The sequence below is a fragment of the Salibacterium qingdaonense genome (genome assembly GCF_900114715.1).
Taxonomy (GTDB): Bacteria; Bacillota; Bacilli; order Bacillales; family Marinococcaceae; genus Salibacterium; species Salibacterium qingdaonense.
This window is the reverse complement of sequence record NZ_FOTY01000018.1, coordinates 13,323-40,005: the sequence shown is the minus strand read 5'-3', so window position 1 is coordinate 40,005 and position 26,683 is coordinate 13,323. Positions and strand designations below refer to the sequence as shown.

General features: G+C 45.5%; 24 protein-coding genes. 21 read left to right on the top strand and 3 right to left on the bottom strand.

What is annotated here, in order from left to right; all coding sequences use genetic code 11:
* Positions 1 to 37 precede the first annotated feature (37 nt).
* Genes BM058_RS12840 through BM058_RS12800 form a run of 9 tightly spaced genes read left to right on the top strand, consistent with a single transcriptional unit; the run spans position 38 to position 9,262 of the window.
* A complete protein-coding gene (locus BM058_RS12840; protein ID WP_090927448.1) occupies positions 38 to 913 on the top strand; it encodes a carbohydrate ABC transporter permease in 876 nt (291 codons plus the stop codon).
* Between the two features lie 17 nt (positions 914 to 930).
* A complete protein-coding gene (locus tag BM058_RS12835; protein WP_090927447.1) occupies positions 931 to 1,737 on the top strand; it encodes a carbohydrate ABC transporter permease in 807 nt (268 codons plus the stop codon).
* A gap of 28 nt (positions 1,738 to 1,765) precedes the next feature.
* A complete protein-coding gene (locus BM058_RS12830; protein ID WP_090927475.1) occupies positions 1,766 to 2,419 on the top strand; it encodes a DUF4867 family protein in 654 nt (217 codons plus the stop codon).
* Positions 2,420 to 2,460: 41 nt separating this feature from the next.
* Entirely contained in the window at positions 2,461 to 3,801 is a 1,341-nt protein-coding gene (gene sftI / locus BM058_RS12825; protein WP_090927446.1) for a sulfoquinovose isomerase, read from the top strand.
* 19 nt (positions 3,802 to 3,820) lie between these two features.
* Positions 3,821 to 5,002 (top strand): diphosphate--fructose-6-phosphate 1-phosphotransferase, encoded by a 1,182-nt coding sequence (locus BM058_RS12820; RefSeq protein WP_090927445.1) that lies wholly within the window; start codon positions 3,821 to 3,823, stop codon positions 5,000 to 5,002.
* Complete coding sequence (locus tag BM058_RS12815; protein WP_090927444.1) at positions 4,974 to 5,708, top strand: GntR family transcriptional regulator; 735 nt, start codon at positions 4,974 to 4,976, stop codon at positions 5,706 to 5,708. Before BM058_RS12820 ends, BM058_RS12815 begins: the two co-directional genes overlap by 29 nt.
* A 16-nt stretch (positions 5,709 to 5,724) precedes the next feature.
* The gene (locus BM058_RS12810) at positions 5,725 to 6,609 is read left to right on the top strand and encodes a class II fructose-bisphosphate aldolase (RefSeq protein WP_090927443.1); all 885 of its coding nucleotides are present in this window, start codon (positions 5,725 to 5,727) and stop codon (positions 6,607 to 6,609) included.
* 11 nt (positions 6,610 to 6,620) lie between these two features.
* Positions 6,621 to 8,039, top strand: a complete 1,419-nt coding sequence (locus BM058_RS12805; protein WP_090927474.1) for an aldehyde dehydrogenase family protein — start codon at positions 6,621 to 6,623, stop codon at positions 8,037 to 8,039.
* 23 nt (positions 8,040 to 8,062) lie between these two features.
* The gene (locus BM058_RS12800) at positions 8,063 to 9,262 is read left to right on the top strand and encodes a Gfo/Idh/MocA family protein (RefSeq protein WP_090927442.1); all 1,200 of its coding nucleotides are present in this window, start codon (positions 8,063 to 8,065) and stop codon (positions 9,260 to 9,262) included.
* 156 nt (positions 9,263 to 9,418) lie between these two features.
* Here the strand turns inward: BM058_RS12800 and BM058_RS12795 are convergent, their stop codons facing one another.
* Together BM058_RS12795 and BM058_RS12790 are read right to left on the bottom strand one after the other, a co-directional pair.
* Positions 9,419 to 10,336: a selenium metabolism-associated LysR family transcriptional regulator gene (locus BM058_RS12795; RefSeq protein WP_090927441.1), complete on the bottom strand. Its 918-nt coding sequence runs from the start codon at positions 10,334 to 10,336 to the stop codon at positions 9,419 to 9,421.
* Between the two features lie 107 nt (positions 10,337 to 10,443).
* The gene (locus tag BM058_RS12790) at positions 10,444 to 11,487 is read right to left on the bottom strand and encodes a YeiH family protein (protein WP_245736995.1); all 1,044 of its coding nucleotides are present in this window, start codon (positions 11,485 to 11,487) and stop codon (positions 10,444 to 10,446) included.
* A gap of 294 nt (positions 11,488 to 11,781) precedes the next feature.
* On the opposite strand from BM058_RS12790, the gene BM058_RS12785 reads away from it, so the two are divergent.
* The 8 genes from BM058_RS12785 (at position 11,782) to BM058_RS12750 (ending at position 19,202) form a co-directional block, all read left to right on the top strand.
* The gene (locus BM058_RS12785; RefSeq protein WP_245736993.1) at positions 11,782 to 12,504 is read left to right on the top strand and encodes a FadR/GntR family transcriptional regulator; all 723 of its coding nucleotides are present in this window, start codon (positions 11,782 to 11,784) and stop codon (positions 12,502 to 12,504) included.
* Positions 12,505 to 12,666: 162 nt separating this feature from the next.
* Positions 12,667 to 12,945, top strand: a complete 279-nt coding sequence (locus BM058_RS12780) for a UxaA family hydrolase (RefSeq protein ID WP_090927439.1) — start codon at positions 12,667 to 12,669, stop codon at positions 12,943 to 12,945.
* Positions 12,946 to 12,947: 2 nt separating this feature from the next.
* Positions 12,948 to 14,102, top strand: a complete 1,155-nt coding sequence (locus BM058_RS12775) for a UxaA family hydrolase (protein ID WP_090927438.1) — start codon at positions 12,948 to 12,950, stop codon at positions 14,100 to 14,102.
* A gap of 115 nt (positions 14,103 to 14,217) precedes the next feature.
* On the top strand, positions 14,218 to 15,183 hold the full coding sequence (locus BM058_RS12770; RefSeq protein ID WP_090927437.1) for a tripartite tricarboxylate transporter substrate binding protein: 966 nt from the start codon (positions 14,218 to 14,220) through the stop codon (positions 15,181 to 15,183).
* 31 nt (positions 15,184 to 15,214) lie between these two features.
* Positions 15,215 to 16,720 (top strand): tripartite tricarboxylate transporter permease, encoded by a 1,506-nt coding sequence (locus BM058_RS12765; RefSeq protein WP_090927436.1) that lies wholly within the window; start codon positions 15,215 to 15,217, stop codon positions 16,718 to 16,720.
* A gap of 20 nt (positions 16,721 to 16,740) precedes the next feature.
* On the top strand, positions 16,741 to 17,193 hold the full coding sequence (locus BM058_RS12760) for a tripartite tricarboxylate transporter TctB family protein (protein WP_177195552.1): 453 nt from the start codon (positions 16,741 to 16,743) through the stop codon (positions 17,191 to 17,193).
* A gap of 18 nt (positions 17,194 to 17,211) precedes the next feature.
* Entirely contained in the window at positions 17,212 to 18,261 is a 1,050-nt protein-coding gene (locus BM058_RS12755) for an Ldh family oxidoreductase (protein ID WP_245736992.1), read from the top strand.
* A gap of 14 nt (positions 18,262 to 18,275) precedes the next feature.
* The gene (locus BM058_RS12750; RefSeq protein WP_090927434.1) at positions 18,276 to 19,202 is read left to right on the top strand and encodes a hydroxyacid dehydrogenase; all 927 of its coding nucleotides are present in this window, start codon (positions 18,276 to 18,278) and stop codon (positions 19,200 to 19,202) included.
* A gap of 235 nt (positions 19,203 to 19,437) precedes the next feature.
* On the opposite strand, the gene BM058_RS12745 is transcribed toward BM058_RS12750, so the two are convergent.
* Positions 19,438 to 20,217, bottom strand: coding sequence for a MurR/RpiR family transcriptional regulator (locus tag BM058_RS12745; protein ID WP_177195551.1), 780 nt, complete (start codon positions 20,215 to 20,217; stop codon positions 19,438 to 19,440).
* A gap of 240 nt (positions 20,218 to 20,457) precedes the next feature.
* On the opposite strand from BM058_RS12745, the gene BM058_RS12740 reads away from it, so the two are divergent.
* From BM058_RS12740 to BM058_RS12725, 4 genes are all read left to right on the top strand, one after another.
* Positions 20,458 to 21,474, top strand: coding sequence for a Gfo/Idh/MocA family oxidoreductase (locus BM058_RS12740; RefSeq protein ID WP_090927432.1), 1,017 nt, complete (start codon positions 20,458 to 20,460; stop codon positions 21,472 to 21,474).
* 36 nt (positions 21,475 to 21,510) lie between these two features.
* Positions 21,511 to 22,506 (top strand): Gfo/Idh/MocA family protein, encoded by a 996-nt coding sequence (locus BM058_RS12735; RefSeq protein WP_090927431.1) that lies wholly within the window; start codon positions 21,511 to 21,513, stop codon positions 22,504 to 22,506.
* Positions 22,507 to 22,649: 143 nt separating this feature from the next.
* Positions 22,650 to 24,566, top strand: a complete 1,917-nt coding sequence (locus tag BM058_RS12730) for a beta-glucoside-specific PTS transporter subunit IIABC (RefSeq protein WP_177195550.1) — start codon at positions 22,650 to 22,652, stop codon at positions 24,564 to 24,566.
* A gap of 574 nt (positions 24,567 to 25,140) precedes the next feature.
* Positions 25,141 to 26,625: a BCCT family transporter gene (locus BM058_RS12725; protein ID WP_245736991.1), complete on the top strand. Its 1,485-nt coding sequence runs from the start codon at positions 25,141 to 25,143 to the stop codon at positions 26,623 to 26,625.
* Positions 26,626 to 26,683 lie beyond the last annotated feature (58 nt).

Below are 26,683 nucleotides of genomic sequence, written 5' to 3'. Positions count from 1 at the left end.
GGCTCGCAGCGTGTAAACTATAAAAAGGATTGATTTCATGAAAATTTCTAAAACGATATATTTATTTTTCATCCCTGGGTTGATACTTTATTCTATATTTTTTCTATATCCGACGTTCAGTGCCGTTTTCTATTCTTTCACAAATTGGGATGGGATCAGCGCCAATTTCAACTTTGTCGGATTTGAAAACTATACAAAAGCTGTCACCGGAGATAGTGTATTCGTGAAGTCAGTCGGTAATAATTTAGAGTTTATGCTTTTTGTAGTAATATTCCAAACTATTATCGCGTTAATCTTTGCGATATTTCTTGTAAAAAATACAAAAGTCAACTATATGCTGCGGGCATTATTTTTCTTCCCGACCATTCTTTCTTCCGTCTCGGTTGCTTTTATTTGGACCTTTGTTTATGATCCCTCCCTTGGGATCCTCAATCAAATATTAAGTTTGATCGGGCTTGACTTTTTAGCTCTGAATTGGCTGGGAAATGGGGATATAGCTATTTATGCTTTAGCCTTTACACAAGTATGGTTCCATGCAGGGCAGATGTTGATCATTTTTGTTGCAGGGCTCCATGCCATTCCCTTTGATTTATACGAAGCGGCAAAAATTGAAGGAGCTACGAAGTGGCAGACTTTTAAAAAAATAACATGGCCGCTCCTTGCTCCTTCTGCCACTATCGTTATCGCTTACACGACGATTCAATCATTTCAGGCCTTTGATTTAGTGTTTGCGATGACAGGAGGTGGACCGAACAATACGACGGAAATCCTTTCAACGTATATCTATGAAGTAGCATTTCGTGGGTATGATTTTGGGTACGCTTCAGCTATCTCCGTCATCTTCATGTGTGTTATAGCATTGATTACGTACCTTCAGTTTAAAGTACTGCGGTCTAACCGGGTGTCCTACTAAAGAAAGGAAAGATGAGAATGTTTTTTAGAAGATTTGCGATATTCATCTATGCGGTGTTAATACTGATACCGCTGATTATGGTGATGCTGACCTCCATGAAAACCCGGGAGGAAACCTTTCAAAATCCATTGGGACTCCCGGAGGCCGGCATTAACTTTGATAACTTTATCTCCATTTTTTATGAACAGACAATGGCGGGGTATTTTGTGAACAGTGCAACCGTTACCCTTTTCTCTGTAACTCTTACTCTCTTTTTCGCTTCTATGATTGCTTATGGTATTACCCGACTGAACAATTGGAAAGGAAACTCCTTATTTGGATTATTTTCTCTCGGGATGATGGTTCCGCCGCAAGTGAACATGGTACCGCTGTATTCTTTGGTCCTCAACCTTGGTCTGACAAACAGTCTTCTCGGTTTGATCCTGGTGAATATTGCTTCCACTCTTCCTGTCGCGGTATTTATTTTGACTGGTTTTATGAAAACGCTCCCGAAAGAATTGTTTGAAGCTTCTACTGTGGATGGGGCAGACAACTGGAAAATGTACGCAAAAGTCACACTTCCTTTATCCCTGCCTTCCTTATCCGCGACCGCCATTTTCTTGTTTGTGATGCATTGGAACGATCTGTTGTATCCTTTGTTGTTCATAACAGATAATGCCTATAAAACGCTGCCGCTCGCATTATTGGATTTTCAAGGGCAATATTCCACAAATTATCCTATGTTGTTCACGGGAGTTCTCATTGCGTCCGCCCCTATGGTCATCATGTACATCTTCCTGCAGCGGTATTTTGTAGCAGGTATGACATCCGGTGCAGTTAAATGATAAACGAGAAGGAAAGGAAGGACGCGCAGTGCTGAAAAAATTGCAGGAGAAAAACACGCAGCTTTCCATCTGTCATGTTACAGATCCCTCGTTTTCCAGATTCGGAAAGGTTCTTGAGGATTTTCCGGCAGAGGAAGCTGCGGCCAAGATACAAGAGACAACGGTGCCTGAAATAGGCAATAAATACGTGCGATCTGTGCCGGAATGGGAGAAAGCCCCTTTTTTGAACAAGATCGAAGACAGCTATTATGGGCAGATGCCTGTTCAGATCGGGTACTGTAACGGAAACAGCTCGAGTTTAGCCGGCCTTGAATACCACAAAGGCAGTGAAATCAATATCGGAGAAACAGATTTCATCCTGCTGATTGGCTCCATTCTCGATATACAGGAGGGTCAATTTCACACAGACGATATTCATGCCTTTTATATACCGGCTCTTACGGCGGTGGAATTGTACCAGACCACGCTTCATTTAGCGCCTTGTAAAGTGGCGGATCAGGGATTTAAATGCATGGTTATTCTGCCGAGCGGAACAAACGCCCCGTTGGAGGAGGAATCAAACGATCCCCTGCTGTTTATGAAAAACAAATGGCTGCTGTCCCACCCGGAAAACAAGAAGTTCATGGAGCAGGGAGCCCATTCCGGTATTACCGGCACGGATGTATATGTACAGCAAGTTTAGTAGTGTTTCATTTCATGATATAAAGAAAGGAAGGGAACGGAGTGGAGAATATATTATATCTTCCCGTAGGAAAAAAAACCTTTGATCTGGAAACAGGAGAACAAGAAAGAGAAAAAAGCTCCCGGTTTCTAAGGCAGCTGACGGATCAGGTGATAGAACCGGAAAGTATTTTCACATCCCAGGAGAACTTGGGAGAATTTCTGGAAACTATCGATAAAAGTCGTATATCCGTTGTTATTTATCAAAGCATCACGTTTGCGGATGGCGAGTATATACAGGCGGTAATAGATAGGCTGGATGTTCCTGTGGTTGTGTGGTCGATTCGAGAGCCGGCAGTTGGGGCGAGGCTCCGGTTGAATTCTCTCACCGGCGGCAATAGCACCAGCCACGTCCTGAAGTGTGAGGGGCGCCGGTACACGTTTGTTTTCGGAAATACCGAAGAGGCCCAGGTGCAGCACAGGATCAAGCAGCAAGTAAAAATACAAACCCTGCTCTCCGAATTGAAGGACTTTAAAATTGGCGTTATCGGGGAGCATCAGCCGGGATTTTTCTTTTCCGATACGGATGAAGAACAGTTGAAAAAGGTTTTCGGCATTGATGTTCTCGAAATGGATTTACAACAATCATTTGATGAGAGCAAGGAAATGCCAAAAGAAAAATGGGAACCGGAAATAGAACAAGCCAAGCAGCAGGTCATTGGATTAAAATCAGCAGATGAAACCGTCCAGCGGTTTGCTCAGTTCACTTCTTATGTCAGGCAGGAAATAAAGGAACAGAATATTTCCGCGCTTGCTATCCGCTGTTATCCTGAGTTTTTTAATGAACTCGGTACTGCCGCTTGTTCCACCTTGTCTCAATTTACCGAAGAAGGGGTGGTATCATCCTGCGAATCCGATATCCACGGGGCAGTCACCATGTTTATTCTGCAGGAGCTTGCGGGCGGAAAAGCCCCATACCTCGGCGATATGGTTCACGTAAATGAAGCGGCTAACTCTGTTGTCTACTGGCATTGCGGCGCCGGCGCTTACTCTCTGGCTCACCCGGAGCAGGGAGCGCGTCCCGGCGTACACCCCAACCGGAAACTTGGGTTCACGATGGAATTTGGATTAAAACCGGGCAGGGTCACGATATTCAGGGTCGGCTGGACGCCGGAAGGTTACCGACTGTTGATAATGAGAGGAGAAGCTCTCGATACCCCGCAGCGTTTTAATGGCACTTCGGTGGAGGTGCAGCTGGAAACGGATGTCACGCCAACCTTGTATGATTTGATGGACGAAGGATTCGAACCTCATTACGGTCTTGTTCATGAGGATGTCACCGAAGACTTAATCGAGCTGGGTAACCAACTGAACCTGCCCGTTTCTGTCTATAAGAAAAACTGAAGGGAGCTGCGGGAGATATATGAAACATGTTGCCATTGGGCAATCCGGAGGTCCCACAGCAGTCATTAATGCTACGTTAGCCGGTTTTGTCCGAGAATTATATAAAGACCACGCTATCACCTTTGTAGTTAATGGATATGAAGGGCTGGCTAATCAACTATTTCTGGAAGCAGACGATGCTTTAATCTCGAATGTTATGGAAAGTAAAAAGGTACCCGGTGCTTTCCTGGGTGCAGGACGTTACGAATTCGATGAGGAAAAAATCAAAGAATCTGTTCAAAACTTACGCCGGCAGAAAATTAATACGCTTGTTTTTATCGGCGGCAATGGAACGATGGAAGCCTTAAAGAGAATTGAGGAAGAAGCGAAGCAGCAGAATTACACACTGCAAGTCATCGGCCTGCCCAAAACCGTGGATAATGATCTGGCCAAAACGGATCATGCCCCTGGTTTTGGCAGCGCGGCGAAATACGCAGCGCTTGCCGCTAGAGACATGAGTCGGGATCTGCAGGCTATGAGTAATTTCGAGCAGGTCCGGATTCTTGAAACAATGGGGAGGAATGCAGGATGGCTGACAGCAGCGGCCGGTTTTCTTAACGATTATAAACAGGATGGCCCTCACGTTATCAGCCTTCCGGAAGATCCCCTTTCTCCTGATGTCATAATGAAAAAGACCACGCATGCTTTGGAAGAGCACGGGACAGCGTTGATTATCGTCAGTGAAGGCGCTTCATGGGAAAAGGGACAGCAGGTGGAAAGAGACCGCGTGCAGGGACGCTCCGTTTTAGGAGGCGTCTCAAAAGAAATAGAAAATCTTATCAAACAGAACATGGATGTGATGGTCCGGTCAGAGCTGCTCGGTATGAACCAGCGAAGTTTTTCAGCTGCTGTGTCTTCGACGGATTTTAATGAAGCAGTTATAACCGGAGAAACAGGAGCATCCTGGGTAAGAGAGAAGAAGACGGGAGTGATGGTTTCGCTGCAGCGCGCCGATACCGCTTTATACCACATTGACTATGTTCCCGTTGCGCTTCACGAGGTAGCCGCCAGCGGAGAAAGGATACTGCCTCCTTCCTTTATTCAAAATCAGAAGGCTTACAATGAATGGCTCCGCCCGCTGGTGGGTTCTGATGTAAGTTCATACCCTCCCCCTTTAAAAAGGAGGAATCTCCATGTCATCGAACAAAATAAATCAAAATAAAAACGAAGCATTATATTTACAAATTAAAGATATCCTTATTCAGCGGATTCAGGAAGGGAAGTGGGAGGCCCACTCCCTTATTCCGACCGAACAGGAATTAATGAAAGAGTTTGATGTCAGTAGAAGCACGGTACGACAGGCTATATCAGTCCTTGTACAGACAGGTCTGGTGGAAAAAACGCAGGGACGCGGAACGATTGTAAAACCACAAAAACTGGTCGGAAGCCTCGGCCGGCTCAAAGGCTTTGCCGAAGAAGTAGTGGAAAAAGGCCAGACGCCGAAATCCAAACTGATCCGGGCGGAATTCAGCGGCCAATTATACACAGAAAAAACGATGTTGGAAGTTGATGATGAACATTCTATTTTACTAGTAGAACGTATCCGTTTTGCTGATAATATTCCTGTTGCGTTGGAGCGTACGTGCTGGCCGAACGATATCGGAAATATTTTAATGAAATATGATCTGAATGAAGCGCGTTATTATGAGATTTTAGAAGACCATAATGTCTTTTTAAAAAAAGCATCGGAAAAAATTATTGCGATTAATGCTACTCAGCACGAAGGAGATCTGCTCGGAATCCGCCCGGGCGAAGCACTGCTTGAAATGACACGTTTAAGTTTCGGGATGAATGACCATCCCATGGAATACACCAGAACGAGATATAGAAGCGACCAGTATCATTACGATATTGAACTTAACAGATAAAGAGGAGAGATAGCACATGCCATTTTTGAGTGGAAAGGTAATGCTTGAACACGCCTTTCATCACGGTTACGGCGTGGGGGCTTTCAGCGCTCATAATGCGGAAACGGTTCAGGCCATTGTGGAAGCGGCGGAAGAAGAACAGGCTCCCATTATGATCCAGGTTGGACAGAAAGTCATTCAAACCCTGGAAATGGAACCAATGAAGATGCTGATTGACTGGTACGGGCGAAATGCATCTGTTCCGATATGCATTCACCTTGATCACAGCAGAAATTTCAGCCAGACGATGCGGGCGGTGCAGCTAGGATTTCAATCCGTAATGTTTGACGGTTCGGCACTGTCGTTTGAAGAAAATACAGCTCTGACTAGAAAGACAGCGGATATCGCAGCATCCTTGAACATAGGATCTGAAGGAGAAATTGGTAAAATCGGTGGAACCGAAGATGATATCACCGTAGATGAAAAAGATGCCATGATCACGAGAACAGAGGAAGCAGCAGCCTTCGTCGAAGCAACGGATGTAGATTACTTAGCCGCTTCCTTAGGAACGGCCCACGGGATCTACAGAAAAACACCTAATGTGCGTTTGGACAGGCTGGAAGAAATCGTACAAGCTGTGAAACGGCCTGTTGTCCTGCACGGTGGTTCGGACGTGCCGGATGAACAGGTTCAGCGTGCTATTTCTTTGGGTGTAGCTAAGATCAACGTGGATACGGAACTAAGACAGGCTTTTACAAGAGGCGTACAGGAAGTGTTTGCAGAAAACAAAGATGAATTCGTAGTGGCGAACTCCCTTGGACGCGGAAAAGAAAAAATGAAAGAAAAAGTCAAAGAAAAGATTCATATATTCGGCAGTCATCAGAAAGCGGAGAATCTGCTTACTAATAAGGAGGTATTATAATGGCAAAAATGATGACCAGCTCCACAGGCCTCTTGATCGGTGGAGAGTGGAAACAGACGGAAGACGTCGTGACGATCTATAACAAGTATACCCAGGCTGAATACGTGAAAACAGCAAAAGCCTCACGCCAAGACGTGGATGAGGCGGTCCAGGCAGCGGTTCAGGCAAAAAAGAAACCTTTTCCTCCATATGAGCGTTATCAAGTGTTGAAAAAAGCGGCGGAACTTTTAATGAAGAATCAACAAGAACTTGCAGAAATTCTTGTAGCTGAAGTCGGTAAGCCTGTTAATGAATCGAAGGGAGAAGTCGCAAGAGCGGCACAGACGCTGGAAATTTCCGCGGAAGAGGCAAAACGGATTCAAGGAGACGGTGTTCCGGTAGAAGCGGCGCCTGGATCGGAAAACCGGCAGGCTTACACCAAACGAGTCCCTGTCGGCGTTGTTGCCGCGATCACCCCATTCAATGTTCCGCTGAATCTCGTCTGCCATAAAGTCGGCCCGGCGCTTGCCGCGGGGAACAGCGTTGTGCTTAAACCTGCGAGTGCTACTGCTTACTCTGCGATCAGACTTGCAGAAATCCTCGAGGAAGCGGGACTCCCTGCCGGACGTCTTAATGTAGTGACAGGCTCCGGCTCCAAGATAGGGACGTGGCTCTGCGAAAATCAGGATGTGAATATGTACACTTTCACGGGAAGCCCCGAAGTTGGCCGGGAGCTTCAGGAAAAAGCAGGGCTCAGGAAAGTGGCGCTTGAACTCGGTAATAATTCAGCAGCGGTTGTCCATGATGACGCTGATCTAAAAACCGCAGCTCAAGTTTGTGCTCAAAAAAGCTTTAATAATGCGGGCCAGGTTTGTATATCCGTCCAGAGAATTTATGTTCAGGAAACCGTATACGAGACATTCGTAGAGAACCTAAAACAGGAAACAGAAAAACTGAAAGTTGGCGATCCTTCCAAAAAAGAAACACAAATCGGCCCGATGATAGCAGAGGACGAAGCGGAGCGTATTGAAGAATGGGTGGAAGAAGCTGTCCGCGAAGGAGCGGAAGTGATTACAGGCGGCAAAAGAAACGGAGCGTTTTATGCACCGACGATTCTCACCAAAACGGGAGATGAGATGAAAGTAAGCAAAGAAGAAGCGTTTGGACCAATTGTTGTCGTTAATCCGTATTCCACCGAGGAGGAAGCCATCCTCCGGGTAAACGATTCCGATTACGGCCTGCAGGCAGGTGTGTTCACGAATTCGCTGGCATTTGCCATGAAGGCTTCTGAGGAGATAGAAGTCGGCGGACTTATCGTGAATGATACACCGGGGTACCGGGTAGACCATATGCCGTATGGCGGCGTGAAAAAGAGTGGAAGTGGAAAAGAAGGACCGCAGTATGCAATAGAAGAAATGACAGAAGAACGCCTTGTCGTTTTTAATCTATAAAAAGGCTGGAGGAGGCAGAAGAGATGCAGGAGAAACACACCAGCAACAATTATTATACCGGTTTTTTTAAATCCGATCATTTAATGGATAAAGATAAATATTTATTTGCGGAGTCCCGCCCGGACTATAAATTTAATATAATCGGCGCAGGCATGATCGGGCAGGAACACATCCGGGTGACGATGCTCGAAGGAAGAGCTGTCATCCATGGCATTTATGACATTAACGCCGGAAGTGTGGAAAATACGAAAAACATGTTTCAGGAGGAATTCCCCGGCCGTGAATTATTAACGTACAGCACGTTACAGGAAGCCTGCCGGGATCCGGAAGTAGATGGTTTGATTATCTGTACCCCGAATTTCACCCACCTCGAAGTGCTCGAGGAAGCGGTGAAATCAGGAAAACATATTATGGTGGAAAAGCCTATGGCAACAACGCTTGAAGATGCCGCGCGAATTAAAAAAATGGCGGAATCCTATAACGGCGTTTTCCAGATTGGCCTTCAATACAGATATAAAGCAATTTACAGCGAAGCCCTCCATGAAATTCTGGAGCGGAAAACGATTGGCGACGTGAAAACCATCAGCATCATGGAACACCGTGTTCCTTTTCTGGATAAAGTAGATCAATGGAACAAGTTTTCCGAGTATTCCGGAGGGACGCTGGTGGAGAAATGCTGCCACTATTTTGACTTGATGAATTTATTTGCGGAATCCAAGCCCGCAAAAGTTTACGCGGTAGGGGATATGGACGTGAATTTCCGTGACTTCGAGTATGAAGGACGCCGTTCCGATATTGTGGATGATGCGTTTGTCACTGTTGTTTATGAAAATGGTAAGAAAGCTTCCTTTAATTTATGCATGTTTGCCCCGATGTTTTATGAAGAAATAACAATCTGCGGCGGTCAAGGACGGTTGAAAGCTTATGAAAACGAAGATTTTCTTCCTGTCGAACGGCCGTCCACCCATTTAGAAGTATTAAGCGGGGAGAGTGGAACCGCTAAAATCGGAACCCCCTGCTATCCAGCTGTCATACAAGAGAGCGGTCACAACGGGGCCACCTATTATGAACACAAATATTTCATCGATAACATCCAGGGCCGGCAGCAATCCACAGCCACCGCCGACGAAGGTTTTTGGTCCATTGTTATCGGAGAAGCGGCGGAACGATCGATCAAAACAGGAGAGGTTGTCGACGTGAAAGAGATGCTTAAAGAAGTGTGAGCCTCACTTTTTCTCTCACTGTCCGGAAAGGTGATTGTCAGAACACGTCTGAACTTTCCATTTACAAAAAAACTCTTTAAAAGTAAGGGTCAGCAAGAGAGACATACTGAAAAGAGCCGTATCCCCCAAAATTTGAAGAGGGATACGGCTCTTTTTTTATATCTGAAAGTTTTCCTCGAGGTAGTGATTTTGGATGAAGGTTAAAAAGGATTCACCGGGAAGTGTTAATTTGTCTTTTTTATAGACGGCGTGAAAGAAGCGGCGCAAGCGGATCCCGTTAATGGGAATTTCCCGCAGGGTGCCGAGTTCGAGTTCTTTTTTGATGGCGTTTCTTGAAATGATCATAATGCCGAGGTCGGATTCCACGACGGACTTGATGGATTCCGTATGCTCGAGTTCCATGATGACGTCAAGCTTTTTTGGTTCGAGCCCGTTATTTTCCAGGTGATTTTCTACAACCTCCCTCGTGCCGGAGCCCGGTTCGCGCATAATAATCGGGAATTCAAACAGTTCCTCCGGTGCTATACTCTGCACGTGCGAAGGGATAGGAGAAGAGGCGGAACCGGAAGCTGTGACGACAAGCTCATCTTCCAAAAAAGCAAGCTGCTGGTAATCGGGGTAGGTTTTCGTCGACTCAATAAACCCTAAATCAATCTCATCGTTCGCCAGATGTTCCATGATCTGCTCCGAGTTATATACTTTCAAATACAGCTGCACGTTTGGAAACTCTTTTCGGAACCGTCCCAGCACGTACGGAAGAATGTGTTCGCCGATCGTTAGGCTCGCTCCGATTTTTAAGTCTCCGTGGATCGTGTCGGAAAGGAGATCGAGTTCCCGTTCCGTCTGGCTGACCAATGAAAAAATCTGATCGGCATACTTGTATAACACATCGCCGGAGGGGGTGAGCTTCACACTTTTTGTCGTTCTTTCAAATAAAGTGGCATCCAGTGCATTTTCCAGGTTTTTGATTTGAAGGCTGACTGTAGGCTGGGCAAGGTGTAGAATTTTTGCGGTTTCGGAGAAGTTCTGATTATTTGCTAAGATGTAAAATGCTTTCAAATGCTCTAAATTCATCTCCCAACCCCCCTTCTTTTTCAATATGTTTGAAAGTATAAAATGTTGGCGTTTTCATGCTCCGGCTGCAGCGCCCAGCCGCTCAGGGCGCTTGCGCTTTTCTTATATCATACCAAAATCAACAGTGCTATGCCGAGGAGGACGATGAAAATGGACCCCAGGACACCAAGTAAAACCGGGCGCAGGCCTGCTTTTTGAAAGTCTTGAATATTCATGCTCAGCCCTAATCCAGCCATTCCCATCGCCATAAGGTAAACACTTGACGAAGTGAGAAAGTCCTGAATACCGATAGAAAAAACACCAATAGTATTTAACACACTCATGCCTAAAAATCCGAGAATGAACCAAGGGAAGGGAATATCCTTGATGCTCGTTTTTTCCCCCGTGGATCGATTGTAAATAGCGGATAAAACCAGCACAGCAGGGACAAGCATTAAAACACGTCCGAGTTTCACGACAACCGCTGATTCGCTCCCGGCATCTCCGCCGGGGACCGCTGCTGCAACAACGTGGGCCAGTTCATGCAGTGTGGAACCGACAAGAATGCCATACGTTTCATTATCAATGCCGAGAAAGGGATAGACAACGATATAACCGATCGCTCCGACCGTGCCTAAAATAGCAATACAGGCGACAGCCAGCGGAGCGTTTTCTTTACTCGTTCCTTTTAACACAGGAGTAGCGGCAACAATCGCAGCAGCGCCGCAAATAGCTGTTCCGACGCCTATTAAAAGGGTTAGGCCTTTGTCGATATGAAGCAGTTTTCCGATATAAATGATAAACCCGAGGGTCCCGGCGATAACAAACGCATCAATGATTAAAATGGATACTCCCATCTCCATGATGTTTACAAGATTGAGGCGGACCCCGAGCAGAACAATCCCTGCGCGTAATATATACTTGCTGCTGAAGGTGATGCCGGCGGCTGCATGTACCGGTACATTCATGCTCGCTTTCCACGTCATCCCGAGCATTATCGCAATAATCATAACGCCCAGGATAGAAAAGAAAGGAAGGTTGGCCAGACTGTCCGCGAGCATTGCCAAGATAAAAGTCAGCAGAATGCCTTGATACAGACCAAGCATTTTCTCTTTTTGTTCAGCGCTTACACGTTCCGCTTTATATGGGAGCCGTTGTCCGGATATCATCATACCCCACCTTTTTTCTGTTTCCAAATAAGGACTGTTAAAAACACCTTAGCACAGCAAAAAAGGAAGTGGTTATGAGGGTTTTTTATATTATTTATCAATTCAATTAATAAATAGATCGAAAGAAAGTCTTGATATCCTTCACAGTACAGGGAGACAGATAATAACAAAGACTTTAATATATTAGTATTTTTCATGAAAAATAGAGAAACTTGTTAGAAATATATCTATATTTTTGATATAGTAATAATTAATAAAGTGGTTGGGTCAATAATCCAATTGAAAGGAATGGTCGCCGTGTTTGATACATTTGAGTTTGAACGAAAAGGAATATCAGAAAGAGCCGCTGATTATATAAAGCAGTTTATCCTGGACGGGAAATATAAAGTGAATGAAAAACTTCCCGGTGAACGGGAAATGGCAATAAATTTAAAGGTGAGCAGAAATACGGTCCGGGAAGCTTATAAAATCCTTGAAGCATATGGTTACATAACGATTAAACATGGCACCGGTATATTTGTAGCTTCCGAAGAATACCAAATCAGTAAAATGGCTTCTTTTTTCTTTGTCTCTACCGATCAGTTAAAAGACTTGTTTTCCATTCGGCGAATTTTAGAAAACAGCGCAGTGGAGTGGGCGGTAAAACATGCAACAGAGGATCAAATGAATGAATTGACGGAGATTGTGAATAAAGCTAAAAAAGAAACCAGAGGCGAAAATGATTTTCAGAAACTCGCTGAACTGGATCAGAAATTTCATCTCACCCTGGCTCATATGTCGGGAAATACAGTCCTAATCCACGTTATGCATAACCTCATCGATTTGCTGCAGGAATCACGCATTCAATCGATGCAGATCCCAAGCCGGCCGGTAAAGTCGGTGGATGAACACGAAACGATTGTGCAGGCGCTTCAGGAGAGAAATGCTCAAAAAGCTCAGGATAACATGGCCGTTCATCTCGAAAGTGTAGAAAAGTCGATTATGGAAAGTTTAAGCAGCAGTGCTGAACCAGAGCAGTAACTGTTATTCATTACTTCAGCTGATAAAGGATATAGAAAACCTTCATAATCTTTTTAGGAAAAATAACACCATGAGGTATTGAAATTTTTAGAATACTCTTATATGCTGTTATTAAATTGGTTGGGTCACCTAACCTATAAACCAATAAAGGAGGAACACCCAATGCATAAGTTTTTGATTCACAACCAAGGGGATCACGTCGGTGTAGCCACATCTCCTATTAAATCAGGAGAAAACGTAATGGGGGTTTACATGGATAATGAAAAGACAATTGAAGTAACATCCCATGGTGATATCCCTTTAGGGCATAAGGTATCGGTGGCCGATCTGGCAGAAGGTGAAAACGTTATCAAATACCAGGTCACCATTGGAGAAAGTACGAAAAAAATCTCCAAAGGTGATTATGTTCACACACACAATATTAAAACGAAGAGGTGGTAAATATGAATCAATTATACGGATATCGCAGAGAAAATGGAAAAGTCGGTGTTCGCAATCACGTTGTTATTTTACCGGTGGATGACATTTCCAATGCCGCCTGCGAAGCGGTAGCCAACCAAATTAAGGGTACGCTGCCACTGCCGCACGCTTACGGCCGTCTGCAATACGGTGCGGATCTTGATCTTCATTTCAGAACGATGATAGGCACAGGCTCTAATCCGAACGTGGCCGCTGTTGTGGTAATAGGGATTGAAGATAACTGGACAAAAACAATCGTAGACAGTATCGCGGAAACCGGCAAGCCGGTAACTGGTTTTTCCATTGAAGGTCATGGAGACCTTGAAACAGTAAGGCAGGCTTCCTGGAAAGCAAAAGAATACGTACAGTGGGCCTCCGAACTACAAAAAGAACCGGTGGAACTAAAAGACCTGACTGTCAGTATTAAATGCGGGGAATCGGATACGACAACAGGGCTGGGCTCCTGCCCTACTGTTTCGCAGGCCGTCAATAGATTGGTAGATGCCGGCGCGACCGTATTCTTTGGAGAAACGTCGGAATTGACAGGCGGAGAGAACTTAATCGCGGACCGGATGGCAACACCTGAGTTAAAAGACAAATTTATGGCCGTTTATAACGACTACATTAATGAAATTGAATCCCAGGCTGTTGATTTACTGGGTTCGCAGCCGACCCAGGGCAATATCAAAGGCGGTCTTTCCACCATTGAAGAAAAAGCGCTCGGTAATATCGCAAAAACCGGAGACAAAGAAGTGATCGGTGTTCTTGAGCCGGCAGAAGCGCCCTCCAACGGAAACGGTCTCTATTTCATGGATACCTCTTCAGCGGCAGCAGAGTGCATTACATTGATGGCTGCCGGCGGCGCTGTCGTCCATTTCTTCCCAACCGGCCAGGGCAACATTATCGGAAATCCGATTGAACCAACTATTAAAATAACAGCCAATCCTGACACAGCGGAAACGATGAGTGAGCATATTGACGTGGATGTAAAGGGACTTCTCTCCAGAGAAATTAACCTGACCCAGGCCGGAGATATGCTGATGAATAATCTGCATCGGACCGTAAACGGACGCCTGACCAGTGCAGAAGCACTCGGCCACGTAGAGTTTGTCATGACGAAATTGTACCGCAGTGCCTAGGCAGCTGAAAAAAACAGTCTCGAAAGAAAAACCACCTTTTCTGTTCAGAGACTGTTTTTTTTTCAAATATATGAAAGCGTTTACTGTTAAATTCCTTTAAAGGGGGAAGTCTTCAATGAAACGTCATTTTCAGTTTACAGCAATAGCAGCGACAGCCATTCTTGTGGTCACGGGTTGTGGAACAGGCGGAGGTGCTTCCAATTATCCAAGTGAGACTGTGACATACAGTATTCCTTTTGGGCCGGGGGGACAGTCTGATGTGGAAGCAAGAAGACAGGAACCTATGTTGGAGGAAAAACTAGATACAGATGTCAATATAACGTATAAAGAAGGAGCAGGGGGCGCTGTTGGCTGGACCGAACTTGTGGGAGAACAGCCGGATGGACACTTCATTTCCGGGATGAATATTCCCCATATCATTTTACAGCCAATGACGCAGGATGATGCTGGTTATGAAACGGATCAAATTAATCCTGTAGCCATTTTTCAGGGTACACCGATAGGGTTAGCTGTACCGGCGGATAGTGATATTGAGACGATGGATGATTTTATTGAAGAGGCCAACAGCGGAGAGCAAATGACAATATCAGGTTCCGGCACGTATTCCGGCCACCACTTAGCTTTTATGCAGCTATCGAATATAGAGGATCTGGATATGGAATATGTTCCTTCCACAGGAGCGGCGGAATCCATTCAGAACTTTCTCGGGGGTAATACGGATGCAGTATTTGCTAATTCCAATGATTTAGTAACGTATAAGGAGGATATGAATATTCTCGCTATTGGGGCGGAAGAAACGTTTGAAGCGCTTCCTGAAGTACCTACTTTCCAGGAAACAGGTCAGGATTTCACAGCCAGTATTGACAGAGGTGTAGCGGTGCCGCCGGATACGGATGAAGAGATCATACAGACATTGGAAGAGACTTTTCTTGAAATTGCAAACGATGAAAGCGTTCAGGAAGAAATGATAAATGAAGGTTTTGAGCCGCTGGCCATGGGACGGGAAGAAACGCAGGAGCATATCGATCAACTGTCCGAAGAATATGAAGAAACGATGAGAGAGCTTGGAGAGATAGAATAAATTTTCCTGTGTGTGAATAGGAGGCAGAAACATGGAGATCATCCAAGAAGTATTAGCTTCGTTAAGTCAGCCTTTTACTATCATCTATATGATATTTGGAGTAGCAGCTGGAATGGTAGTAGGGGCTTTACCAGGACTCACGGCAACGATGGCGATTGCGGTTATGCTTCCGTTCACCTTTTCCATGCCTGCTGACACGGCCTTGATTACACTTGGCGGAATATATATCGGCGCGATTTTCGGAGGATGTATTGCCGCTATATTAATTAATACACCGGGCACGCCTTCCTCTATAGCAACAACATTTGACGGTTATCCCATGACACAACAGGGAAAACCGGACCGGGCTCTTATCACGGCTGCCGTAAGTTCTGGAATCGGTGGGGTTATTGGGGGGCTTGCGCTTCTCTTTTTAACTCCGCTGCTTGCAGCCTTGGCACTAAAATTTGGTCCTCCGGAGTTTTTCTGGATAGCTATTCTCGGGTTAACGATGGTAGCAACCTTATCCTCGGGCTCGCTGCTGAAAGGCTTAATCGGAGGGACCATCGGTCTGCTGTTGAGTATGGTAGGACTCGCCCCGATTGGGGGTTCTTCTAGATTCACCTTTGGGTTCTCTCAACTCCAGGCGGGATTTGAACTTATCGTGATGCTTATAGCCTTTTTCTGTATTCCCCAGGTCATTAAAATGATCAAGAATCAAAAAGATCCCACCGAACAGGTCCAGTCTTTTCAACAAGAAAAGGGTGTGATCGGTTATGTTTTCAGGCAGGTTATTATGCGTCCTTTTTTAATCTTAAGGTCGGCTGTTATGGGGATCATTGTGGGAATTATTCCCGGTGCCGGTGGAAATGTTGCCAGTCTGTTATCTTATGATGCCACCGTCAGGTTATCCAAGGATCAGTCTACGTTTGGAAAAGGGGACGTGCGCGGAGTGGCAGCCTCGGAAGGTGCTAACAATGCTGAAGTAGGCGGTTCGCTGGTGCCGTTGTTAGCGCTTGGAATCCCGGGGGCGCCACCGGCGGCTGTTATCATAGGTGCCCTTCTCATGCAGGGGATTCAGCCGGGCCCCAACCTTTTTGAAGAAAACGGAGTACTGATTTACACGTTTATCACAGCATTTATCCTCTCAAATATTGTGATGCTGGTCCTTGCTATTTTTGGATCGAAATATATTGGAAAAGTCATTAATATTCCTACGTATTATCTTGCTCCTGCGATCGTTTTCTTAACGATTATCGGATCTTACGCGATTCGGAACAATTTCACTGATGTTGTAACGTTAATTGTGTTCGGTTTAATCGGGTATGTTTTATCCGAAAGAGGCTTCGCTCCGGCTCCGATTGTTCTTGGACTTATTCTTGGCCCTATTGCTGAAGAAGGGTTATCGCAGTCTATTTTAATAAGTGATGGGATTGGAGATTTGTTTGTGCTGTTTGTCAGCCGGCCGATAACCATTATTCTTATACTGTTCTGTATTCTTTCTTTGTTAAGCCCTTATATAGGGAAATTGCTGAAAAAAACAAAGACACAGGAGTAATGAAAGGAGGAGCCGTAGAAATGGAAAAAAGAAAAGATGCAGGAAGTGCGATATTATTCATAGTCATTGCTATCGGAGGCTTGTGGATTGCGAGAACATTTAATACGATGAGCGCTGTTTTTCCAATACTTGTGTTGGGCCTGCTTCTTCTATTTTCTGTGATATATCTTTTTGTAAGCTTATATAAAACAGCGGAGAATGAGGAAGAACCATCCAAAATATTCACCAAAGAAGCGATAACCACAGGGATAGGACTATTAATTTATGTATTTTTAATATGGTTTGCAGGGTTTTTGCTGGCAAGTTTGATATTTTTAGGAGGAATGACCTGGTATCTGCAGGAGGGATTTGTGTTCGGAAGAAAGAGGATGATGAACGCAGCCGGAAGTGCGATTGCTGTAACAGTGGTTTTTTTCTTGTTATTTCGTTATGTCTTTTTAGTCCAGCTTCCAACGGGAGTTTTTATACAATAAAAAGGAGGCGTTTTTGCATTGGAGCAGCGTTATTCAAGTCAAGCATTGCAGCAGTTCAGCCAAGTCTTGTTACAAAAAACAGGGATGCCTGCCGAGGAAGCGGGAATTGCTGCTGATTCCTTGATTCGGGCAGATATGGAAGGGTCCGGTACGCACGGTATTAACCGGCTTCTCATGTACGTGCCACGGTTGGAAGAAGGGCAGATCAATCCAGAACCGGACCTTACATTTGAAGAGAACGACGCCGTTTTGAAAGTAAAAGGGGATAACGGCTTGGGGCAGGTAGTCTCGAGTAAAGCCCTGGACAAAGCATTTCCGACAGCGGAAAAACACGGATTGGCAAGCATTTTTATTTCGGAGAGCAATCATTTTGGTACCGCAGCCTATTACTGCCAAAAAGCCTTTCAAAAAGATATGGCGTTAATTGCTGTTACCAATTCCCCATCCGGCATTGCGCCATGGGGAGGAAGTAAGTCGTACTTTGGCACGAATCCTCTGGCCTTCGGCTTTCCTCATAAAAACGGGGATCCGATAATCATTGATATGTCTTCGAGCAAAGTCGCGCGCGGTAATATTTTAGTAGCGGAAAAAGAAGGAAAAGAGATACCGGACGGCTGGGCGCTGGACAAAAACGGCAACGAAACAAATAATCCAACAGAAGCTATCGCAGGTTCTCTTCTTCCGCTGGGAGGAGCAAAAGGGTACGCGATGGCGATGGCCGTTGAAATGATGGCCGGCGTTTTAACCGGAGCGGCGTTTGGCACGCACGTCAACAGTATCTTTCAATCCGGTAATCCTCCGGCTGACGTGGGTCATGCTTTCATTCTTCTCGATATTAAACATTGGATGAACCTCGATGATTATGAAGAGCGGGTAGGGCAGATGCTTGGAGAAATAAAAGCCTCCCCGCTGGCCGAAGGGTTTGAAGAAATTTTATACCCGGGAGAACGGCGAGGACGAACGTATCAACAAAGTCAGTCTGAAGGCATCCCGCTCCCGGAAAACATAGAGAAAGAACTACAGCGTTTAGGGGAGAAATATGATCTTTCCTTTCCATCTCCGCTGTAAAAAGGAGGGTAACGATGAAAATTGTTATTACGGAAATGAATTGGCCGATCGGTATGGAATTGTTAAAGGCTCAGGGGTATGACGTGTTGTATGACCCGGATTTATGGAAGCAGCGGGAATCTTTGGAAAAGGAAGCGGCAGACGCGGACGCTCTTATCGTCAGAAACCAGACCAAGGTAGATGAAACGCTGCTTAGATCAGGTTCCCGCTTGAAAGTGGTGGGCCGCTTAGGTGTAGGACTCGATAACATAGATCTGGATGCGGCTAAAAAAATGGAGATTGAAGTCATCACGGCAAAAAATGCAAACGCGGCTTCGGTAGCAGAGTACGTCATCTCTGCGATGTTTCATGTGACACGTCCGCTTGCCGTTGCAGCTCACGATGTGAAATCCGGCGGCTGGGATCGGCGTGGATTTACAAAAGGGGAAGTGTACGGGAAGATGTTGGGACTGGTAGGGACAGGCGAAACCGGCATCCGGGCTGCGAACCGGGCGAAAGCGCTGGGAATGAATGTTACCGGATACGACCCCTTTGTGAAACCGTATGATTATGCGGTTATGGAGACCGGCATTAGGATGACGGAGTTGGACGAGGTTCTGCGCCAGTCCGATTTTGTCAGCCTTCATATTCCGCTTACTTCAGGAACAAAGCATCTGCTCAATAAAGACCGAATGAAAAACATGAAGCCCGGAAGCTGGCTTATCAACTCCTCCAGAGGGGGCGTAGTGGAAGAAAACGACCTCTATGAGATGATCAAAAACGAAGAAATCGGCGGCGCCTTTCTCGATGTCATCGAACACGAACCGATCGAAAAGAATCATCCGCTGCTGGAACTTGATAATTGTTTGATTACCCCGCATATTGCAGGGTTGACCGAAGAAGCGCAGGAACGAACGTCTAAAATGATAGCCGAAGAAATTATTCAAAGGTTTTCATCATAATATGTCCTATTAAGAAACCAGACTTTCACGAAAGAGAAGTCTGGTTTCTTAGTATGCCCGGAATGCGCACACGCATCGATATATCGAGGACATCAACAATACAACGAAGATGATCAAGCACGTGTCCCACGGTATTCAAAGCTTTGAACTCTAGAAGAGGAAAATCCTTTGGCGTTAACAAAGCCACACCTTCCTCCAGCATGCTGCCAGCAAAGCACGGTTTTTTGAATCAGTATTATTCTTCAATACTCGCTACATATAATGTATCGAAAATATACTGTGTGGTGATAATATTGAACATTTTTGTCAGGTGCAGGACATCCTGGTTGTAATAACTTTGTATGGTTTTGTCAGATATTTTCGTCAATTCGTTGTCGGTACTGCCTGATATCGCAATGACTGTCCGGTTGAAAGACTTGAGCGTCTTAGCTATGTCTATAATCGCCCGGTTTGTCCCGGTATGGGATATCACAAAGGAAACGACGTTTGCGCTCTTCTGCGTGTTGGTTAACAGGTGAAGGTTCACGCTGTTATACGCCGAGGCATGCCACCCCACCTCGTTCCATTTCGTGCAGGCCTGTTGTGCGATATAGTAGTTTAAGTCTACTCCGTAGATTTCGATACTCCCCGCCTTTTTCAGCAGCTTGACGATGTCCTGCAGTTGTTCCACAGAGAGTCTTTTTCTCGTCTCCACCAGCGCCTCTTCATAAATAAGCGGCACAAGATCGAAACTTTCTGCAGAGGATGTTCCTCCCTGTATCGAAGCCTGCCGCCACTCCTTTGCCGGACCAGCTTCCTTGTATTCCAGTGCCAACTGAAGCTGAAAATCCGGAAAACCTTTTGTCCCTAATTTATTGCAGAGTCTCACTACTGTCGAAGAGCTGGTATACGTCTTTTTGGCCAGTTCGTTTGCCGTCATTTGAAAGACGGCCGGCGGATGATCGAGGATATAGTCTACAATTTTATGTTCCTGGCTGGTTAAGTCTTTCCGGTATTTCATTTTATTGAGTAACATACGCGGCATCCCTCATTTTCTGATAAAGCGGTGTTCATACAACCTATTTTACGCTATATCACTGGGAAAGAAAATCAGCTCCTGACGTATACAAACCACTTTTGAAATTCAATTTCAAAAAAAGGACTTTTTCATAAGCGAAATGTGAAAGCGATTACCTAAATCGTAAAAAAGCATTAGCAGTACACCACTTCTGTGCTAGGATGAGCTTATTCATTAGAGAAAAGAGGGATATGCATCATGATGAATACAGCCATTATCGGTTTTGGGAACGCTGTCTTGAATTATCACCTGCCATACCTGGCGAAGCAGGACCATATCCGTGTCAAATACATTTTCCGTAGAGAAGAAGACCGGGAGAGGGAAGGTACAGAACATGAGCAATGGTATCCGTCGGTACAATTCACGACGGACATGCAGGATATTTATGACGATGACGATGTTGATCTGGTGGTCATCTGCACCCATGTGGACAGCCATGTGGGATATGCCAAAGAAGCGCTTCATCACAACAAACATGTGTTGATGGAAAAGCCGTTCACCCCGACCATCGATGAAGCGCATGAGATATTTGCTTTAGCCGAATCGAAAGATCTCATTGCAATGGCCAATCAAAACAGAAGGTTTGACGGTGACTTTCTAACACTGAAGAAGGTACTCGAAAGCGGCAAGCTCGGAAACATTATTGAAATCCAGTCTCATTACGATTACTTTATGCCGCACCAAGTGAAGCAGGGAAACTTCATGGTGTTGTACATGCTTGCTGTTCACACCATCGATCAGATGGTTTCGATATACGGTGTACCGGATGATATTCATTATGATGTAAGGAGCATTTATTTTCCGGGAGAGTCGGATGATTATATAGATATAGACTTCTTCTTCGGAAGAACGAAAGTAACCATTAAATGCAGTCTGGCCGTGAAAATCGAGCACCCTAAATTTATCGTTCACGGTGATAAAGGAAGCTTTATTAAATACAGCAGCGGGCACCAGAAGAAAAATCCGGATGGCCCGACCGAAATATCACTGGAACCGGAAGACCGGAGCAATTGGGGACGACTCTCCTACGTGGATGAAGAAGGCCTGAACCAGGAAGAAGTAGTGCCTTCGGAGGTAACGAATTACGGTATTCTGTACGACAAACTTTATCAGGCCATCTATTACAAGACGGAAAAGCCGGTCAAAGACGAAGAAGTAACGACGGTGCTGAAGATATTGGAAGATGGGCTTCAGGCTGCGAAGGCAGCAAAGTGATCCATTTACGTTTTAAGAGATAGGAGGCGGCTCTCAATGAAAATCGGTACCATTGGAACAGGATTTATTGTAGATATGTTTTTGTCCGCAGTCGAACAGCTGGATGATGTAGAATGCACCGCTGTATATTCACGCAGGGAAGAAAGCGCTCAGCCCCTGGCCGAAAAATACGGAGTGCCGGCTATTTATACCGATTTGGATCAGCTGTTCCGCGATCCGGAGGTGGACATGATCTATGTCGCGTCTCCGAACAGCCTGCACTATGCTCATTCCTATCAAGCATTGGAGCACGGGAAACACGTCATCTGCGAGAAGCCGTTCACCTCTACGGCATCCGAGACGAATCGTCTCACGGCGCTCGCCGAGAAGAATCACCTCCTGTTGTTTGAAGGCATTACGACGATTCACCTGCCGAATTATCAGACCATCAAAGACTGCATCCAAGAGCTTGGTTCTATCAAACTGGTGCAGTGCAATTACAGCCAGTATTCCAGCAAGTATGACGCGTTGTTACATGGAGAAACACCCAACGTATTCAATCCTGAATTTTCAGGAGGGGCTCTGGCGGATATCAACATTTATAATCTGCACTTTGTCATGAATCTGTTCGGCGCGCCGGAAACAGTCCATTACGCTGCCAATAAACATGAGAACGGCATTGATACGTCCGGTGTCTTATTGATGCAGTACGATCATTTCACAGCGGAGTGCGCCGGAGCCAAAGACACGAAAAGCAAAAACTTCGTACTTGTACAGGGCGAACATGGCTATCTTCACGTAGAGAACGGAGCGAACGGCTGCCAACGCATTCATCTGCACCTGGGAGAGAAAACGGTGGAATTGAACAACCAGATAATGACGAATCCATTATATTACGAACTGCTTGCTTTTCGAGAAATATTTAAGAATCAGGACGTTCAACAATGCTATGAACTTCTTCATTACTCCCAGTCCGTCATGGACGTTTACGAAAAGGCGCGGCAAACAGCCGGTATTATATTTGCAGCGGATAAGCAGCAAGAGTCTGACTAACGTTACCCGGCGGCAGATGGTCACCACAGCTGCCTCTTTGTAGGTGGGGTGGCATCTGCCTTTATTGGATAATGAAAGCGGTATATTAAATAGTCTTCATGGAAGAAAACCACCCCGCGGTTAAGGGGGAAGGAGTGAATGGAATGACTTACAGGGAGCTGGCAACAAAGATATTGGAGCTGGTCGACGGAAAAGAAAATGTGAACAGTGTGATTCATTGCATTACCAGGCTTCGTTTTAAATTAAAAGATGAATCCAAAGCCCAAACTGATCAACTTGAAAAGATGGATGGCGTGGTAAAGGTCCTGCAAAGCGGCGGGCAGTATCAAGTTGTCATAGGAAACCATGTTCCGGAGGTATACAAAGAATTAACAGCGGTTGGCGGCTTCTCGCAGGGAGAGGAGCATCAGCAGAATGATAAAGAGGGCAAAGTACTTGATAAAGCCATTGATATGATAGCGGGAATTTTCACCCCCATCCTGAGCCTGCTGGTGGCATCCGGGATGATTAAAGGATTCACCTCCCTTTTTAATGCATTGGGATGGATAGCGGAAGAATCAGGAACGTATGCGATTCTGAATGCTGTGGGAGATGCTCTTTTTTACTTTCTACCGATCTTTTTAGGCTATACAGCCATGAAAAAATTCGGAGGGAGTCCATTTATAGGAATGGCCATCGGAGCGGCTCTGCTGCATCCGACGATGGTCAGTTTGACAGAGGGGGATCCGCTGTTTTCGATTTTTACCGGGAGTGTCATTGAATCTCCGGTAAACACAACGTTTTTGGGAATACCGGTGATTCTCATGACGTATTCGACAACGGTGATTCCCATCCTTGTCGCTGCGTTCTTCGCAACCAAAGTGGAACGATTTTTCTCACGAATTATTCCAAGTGTCGTGCGGACGTTTTTGGTTCCAACCTTCACATTGATTACTATCGTACCGGCCACCTTTCTAATTATTGGTCCCATCGCTACGTGGTTGAGTTCGCTGCTCGGAGGAGGAACAACCTGGCTGTTTGATCTGAGTCCTGTTATTGCAGGTATCTTCATTGGGGCGATGTGGCAGGTTCTTATCATCTTCGGCCTGCATTGGGGTATTGTTCCACTGGCGTTCAATAACTTATCGACCTTGGGATATGATCCTATTTTAGCGACAGCGATGGCCTCTTTGCTCGCCACAGCAGGTGTGATGTTGGCGGTATTGGTAAAGGCCAATGATGAAAAAATCAAAGCATTGAGTATCCCCGCCTTTATTTCCGCTGTATTCGGTATTGTGGAGCCGGCGATTTATGGTATTATGCTGCCGAAGAAAAAGCCATTTATCATCAGTTGTATCGGTGGAGCCGTGGGCGGCGGTATCACAGGGTATTTTGGCTCCAAACTGTTTGTCTTCGGCGGGCTCGGTGTGTTTTCGTACCCGACGTACGTCAATCCCGAGGAAGGACTGAATGGTGAGTTCTGGGGATATGTGACAGCGACCATCGCAGCGTTTCTCATAGGCTTTGTCATCACGTATTTCTTCGGCGGAGTGAATGAGAAGAAAAGCCCGATAGAAGAAGAAACATCTCCTTCCGCGGCAGCCGGAGAAACTAACCAGAAAACAGGGGATGTAACGATAGCCAGCCCCCTGGCAGGACAGGTTGTTCCACTTGAAGACGTACCGGAAGAAACGTTTTCGTCCGGCGCTATGGGCGGGGGAGCGGCTGTCATTCCCGCGGAAGGACAAGTAGTATCTCCGGTAAACGGCGTCGTCACCACCTCGATTTCGTCCGGCCATGCTGTCGGTATTACCTCCGATGAAGGGATTGAAATCCTCATTCATATCGGCATCGACACCGTCGAACTGGAGGGTGCGCCTTTCACCTCCCACGTCCAGCAGGGTGACCGCGTTCAGGCAGGGCAGCTGATCATAGAATGTGACGAAGAGAAGATCCGAGAGTCCGGCTACAACACCATCACACCGATCATTATCACCAATCAGGACCATGTCAAAGACATCACTGTCATCGGCACGGAATTGGTTCATCGAAACGATCCGCTGCTGACAGTTCGTATGTAGACCGTCGCTGAAGCTTTAAAAAGAACTTTCTTAAGAACATGCGGTACTCTCGATCGAAGAAGCCACGGATTATGTGGTGGAGCAAACCGCCGGGTTGTTGGACAAAGAAGAATAATAACAGCCATAAACGAGCCGGGCAGCTGCTGTCCCGGCTCGTTTGTATATAGCAGCGCTCATTTTAGAAGTATAGTTGAATAAATCGGAAAATTTTTAATATTTAAACGATACCAATAGTGATGCGTGGCACGCTCGTCGTGTTGATCATGTCCCAAAAGAAATAGACCGCCCCTCGGCTAAGGTGTGCGGTCTATTTCCGTAGCTGAAAACGGGCAGGCCTTCCGCTCTTAAAGCTGCGATTTCTAAGCCAGTATACATCGATACTTAAATTATAACACAAAGACCACCGGCATCTATTCATAAGTTGATTCTGTACCTGATCTGGACCGTACCGGATACGATCAACCCCACTAGTTGCTGCATTTATTATTGCAATGAAAGTTTTGCTAAAAATCCTTAATCCGAACGCCGGTTTATGTTATTATTTTTTGGTTCGCATTTTTATAGGAGGTATGTTTTGTTTAAAAAAAATATCGTATTAAGTATTTCGTTATTAGTTAGTATTTTATTTGTTATCGTCGGTGTGGTGTTTAACGATTGGCTGGGTCAGAAAGCACAAACTTTTCTCGACTTTGCCGTTACGTATTTTAATTGGTTTTATCTCTTAATCGGGGCATTTTTTGTTTTTCTTTGTTTCTATTTAATGTTTTCGAAATACGGAAACATCCGATTAGGAAAAGATGATGATAAACCATCCTACAGTACACTCTCCTGGATTTCCATGCTTTTCAGTGCAGGTATGGGCGTCGGCCTTGTGTTTTGGGGCGTGACTGAACCGGTTAATCACTACACCAACCCGCCTTTAGGCGAAGGTTCCTCCCCGCAGGCTGCCAGCCTCGCTATGAAATACACCTTTTTTCACTGGGGACTGCATCCATGGGCCCTTTATGCGTTAGTAGCATTGGGACTGGCCTATTTTCAGTTCCGGAAAAATATGCCGGGTGCTGTAAGCTCCATCTTCCATCCCTTGTTAGGGGATAAAATCAATGGGCCTATTGGGAACACGATTGATATTCTATCGGTATTTATTACAGCAGTGGGCGTTGCTAGTACCTTCGGTTTAAGTACACTGCAGATCACCAGTGGTATGAACGCGCAGTGGGGCGTTCCAGATACTTTACCGATTCAGCTTTCAGTGATTGCGGTTGGTACGGTATTATTTATTATGTCTTCATGGTCAGGCTTAAACAGAGGTATCAAATATCTATCCAACCTGAATATGTCGTTGTTCTTTCTGCTCATTTTTGCCGTCTTGTTTATGGGGCCGACCAAGCAGATACTTGAAGTACTCATCAGCTCCACCGGCAGTTATGTCGGTGACATTATTCCGATGAGTCTTCGGATGGAGCCTTATAACAGGGAGGCAAACAGCTGGATTGGTACATGGACTGTCTTCTACTGGGCTTGGTGGATGACATGGGCACCATTTGTTGGATCGTTTATCGCCAGGATTTCCAAAGGCAGAACGATCAGGGAATTTATTATAGGTGTGTTATTTGTGCCTACTGGAATCTCCTTTATATGGTTTGCTGTGCTCGGTGGCAGCGGCATCCATATGATTCATGATCTTGGCAATACAGCGCTGCAGGCGGCCATTAACGCTGATGTGAATGGTGCGATATTTGCGTTTTTAAGTAACCTGCCATTGGGCCCGATTTTGAGCTTTATAACCATGATTTTAATTTTCTCTTACTTTGTTACGTCGGCAGACTCTGCCACTATGGTGCTGAGTATGCTGAGCAGCAAGGGAAATCTCAACCCTCCCAACAAGCTGAAGATAATGTGGGGAATTATTACGGCAGGTTCAGCAACCGTCTTTTTACTGGCTGGTGGATTGGACTCCGTTAAAACAATCTCCATTGTAGTGGCTTCTCCGTTTGCTGTCATATTAATATTTATCTGTGCCGCCATTTTAAAGGAGTTAAAAAGAGAAAAGCAATAACACTTGAGAGGAGCAGCCCCGTGAATAGTTCATCACGGGGGCTGCTCTTTTTTTTAGA